We start from the raw sequence: 1,998 nt of genomic DNA, 5'->3' as shown, positions 1-1,998 counted from the left end.
GCCCGGCGCCCGGCACCCGCACGCGCGCCGCACCAGGCCGCAGGCTGCACGTGCGCCTACCCCTCGGCGGCGCGGGCCGCGTGCCAGGCGGCCCAGGCCTCGTCGCGCGCCTCCTCGGGGATCGCCTCGTGGCACAGCGGGCACCTCTCCAGGTCGATGAGGGTCGGGCGGCCGCACGCGGGGCAGGTCACCATCTTGGGGCGACAGTTGTCGCACGTGGGCAGGCAGATGTAGCAGTCAGGCACGGCGGCCCTCCCTTCCGTTGACAGGGCGGATAGCGGCACCCGCGCGCGAACGGCGCGCGAATGCCCTCGGCGCGACGACTCCTACAGCACCTCGGCCAGCGACACGAGCGGCGGCAGGATGGCCGTGAACACGAGCAGCAGCGCGATGGTCAGCAGCACGCCGAACTTGAGCACGTCGCAGATGCTGTAGTGCCCGCGCTGGTAGGTGATGAGGTAGAGCGCGTCGATGGCGGGGATGAGGAACGTGATCTGCGCCCAGATGGACATGGTCATGATCACGCACAGAGGATCGATGCCCGTGTTGATGGCGAGCGTCACCATGGCCGGCGTCAGCATGACCACGATGGGCGGGCCGAGAGCACGATGGCCGGCACCCCGCGCCCCACCGCGCGGGCCACCACCTCCTCGCCGGAGGCGCCCGGCAGCATGAGGTCGGTGATCACCAGGTCGAAGGGGGCGTCCCCCTCCAGGCGCAGGAACGCCTCGGTGCCCGAGAAGGCCGTGGTGCACCGGGCGCCCGCCTTCCCCAGGTAGGCGCAGACCACGCCGTTGAGGGAGGGGTCGTCCTCCACCACCAGGATGCGCGCGCCGCGCGCTATGCCGTCTCCGAGCCTCATGGCGCCCATCATACTACGACGCCTGCGCCCCGCGCCAACCGCCAGGGGCCAGCGCAGCGCGGGGCGCGGAGCGCGCTGCGACCGGAATCGAGCCGTTCCCCCTCACGGCTCCGACTGGGGCATGCATCATCTTTCCCCAGGTCAACGCTGTGCGAGAGCCGATGCAAAGCAGGCGCGCCTCCGGTCGGCCCGCGCCGGCCGCCCGCGCGCCCGGCTCACCCCGCCCCGCCGGCCTAGACGTAGGCCTCGTCACCGCCGAGAAACGCGGTGACCAGCATGAGGAACAAGGCGGCGCTATCGGTAAGCGACCGGGTGATGGCGTTCATCTTGTCCATGGCATCCTCCTTTTCCGCGAGCCGCCCAGACGGCCCTCTTTTCATGCTCCCCACTCTACGCCGCGCCCCTTGCGCCCCCGTTGCGCGCGCCTTTCACTTCCGTCACCTTCGCGATGACGCGCCGTCCCCCACGCCGGCCGAGGCGCCGCGCGCAATATCATTCAAGACGCCGCCGGGCGAAGGCGTAGCATAAGACGCTCGAACCAGCGGAGGAGGGATAGCGCCATGACCAGAGAGACCGAGCCCGGATGCGCCGGGGGCGCGTCGGGGACGAACGGGCGCGCGGCGCGCTGCGGCGCGCTCGACGGAGAGCTGCGGCGCTACCAGGCCTTCTCGCGGCCCTTCTCCCCGCACGTCCACGACGCCTACGTCATCGGCGCCGTGCGGGCGGGGCGGCGGGCGCTCACCTGCAACGGAGAGGACCTCGCGCTGCGCGCCGGGGACCTGCTCGTCCTCAACCCCGGCGATGTCCACGGCTGCGCCCAGGAGGGCGCCGAGCCGCTCGCCTACGACAGCGTGGCCCTGGGTCGCGGCCTGGTCGAGGAGCTCACGGGCGCGCGCGACGTACGGCTGCGCGGGCCGGTGCTGCGCGACGAGGGGCTGGGGCGGCTCGCCGACGGGGCGCTCGACGCGCTGGAGGCCGGCGACGAGGCCCTGGCGGAGGAGACGCTCTGCCTGCTGCTCGGCGCGCTGCGCGAGGAGGCGGGAGACCTCGGCGCACCACGGAGCGCCGAGAGGCGGCCGGCCGGCGACAGCCTCCGGGGCCAGCCGCGCGGCGCCGCGCCGGCGGGCTCGTCGTCA

General features: G+C 73.3%; 4 protein-coding genes. 1 reads left to right on the top strand and 3 read right to left on the bottom strand.

The window, feature by feature from the left end; all coding sequences use genetic code 11:
• Nucleotides 1–56: 56 nt before the first annotated feature.
• The 3 genes from D1643_RS10740 to D1643_RS10730 all read right to left on the bottom strand — a co-directional run bounded on the left by D1643_RS10740 (nt 57) and on the right by D1643_RS10730 (nt 862).
• Nucleotides 57–245, bottom strand: coding sequence for a hypothetical protein (locus D1643_RS10740; RefSeq protein ID WP_160710602.1), 189 nt, complete (start codon nt 243–245; stop codon nt 57–59).
• An 81-nt stretch (nt 246–326) separates the two neighbouring features.
• Nucleotides 327–587 carry a hypothetical protein gene (locus tag D1643_RS10735; protein WP_160710601.1) on the bottom strand — a complete coding sequence of 87 codons (261 nt, stop codon included), beginning with the start codon at nt 585–587 and terminating at the stop codon, nt 327–329.
• Nucleotides 575–862 (bottom strand): response regulator transcription factor, encoded by a 288-nt coding sequence (locus tag D1643_RS10730; protein ID WP_160710600.1) that lies wholly within the window; start codon nt 860–862, stop codon nt 575–577. The genes D1643_RS10735 and D1643_RS10730 overlap by 13 nt, the downstream gene beginning before the upstream one ends.
• Nucleotides 863–1,422: 560 nt before the next feature.
• Between D1643_RS10730 and D1643_RS10725 the strand changes: the two genes are divergently transcribed.
• Nucleotides 1,423–1,998, top strand: a 576-nt coding sequence (locus tag D1643_RS10725; RefSeq protein ID WP_160710599.1) for an AraC family ligand binding domain-containing protein, incomplete at its 3' end; no start/stop codon positions are given.

The sequence above is a fragment of the Enterorhabdus sp. P55 genome, assembly GCF_009911695.1.
In the GTDB taxonomy this organism is placed as follows: domain Bacteria; phylum Actinomycetota; class Coriobacteriia; order Coriobacteriales; family Eggerthellaceae; genus Enterorhabdus.
The sequence above is the reverse complement of the archived record's forward strand: the minus strand, read 5'-3'. Positions and strand labels throughout refer to the sequence as shown.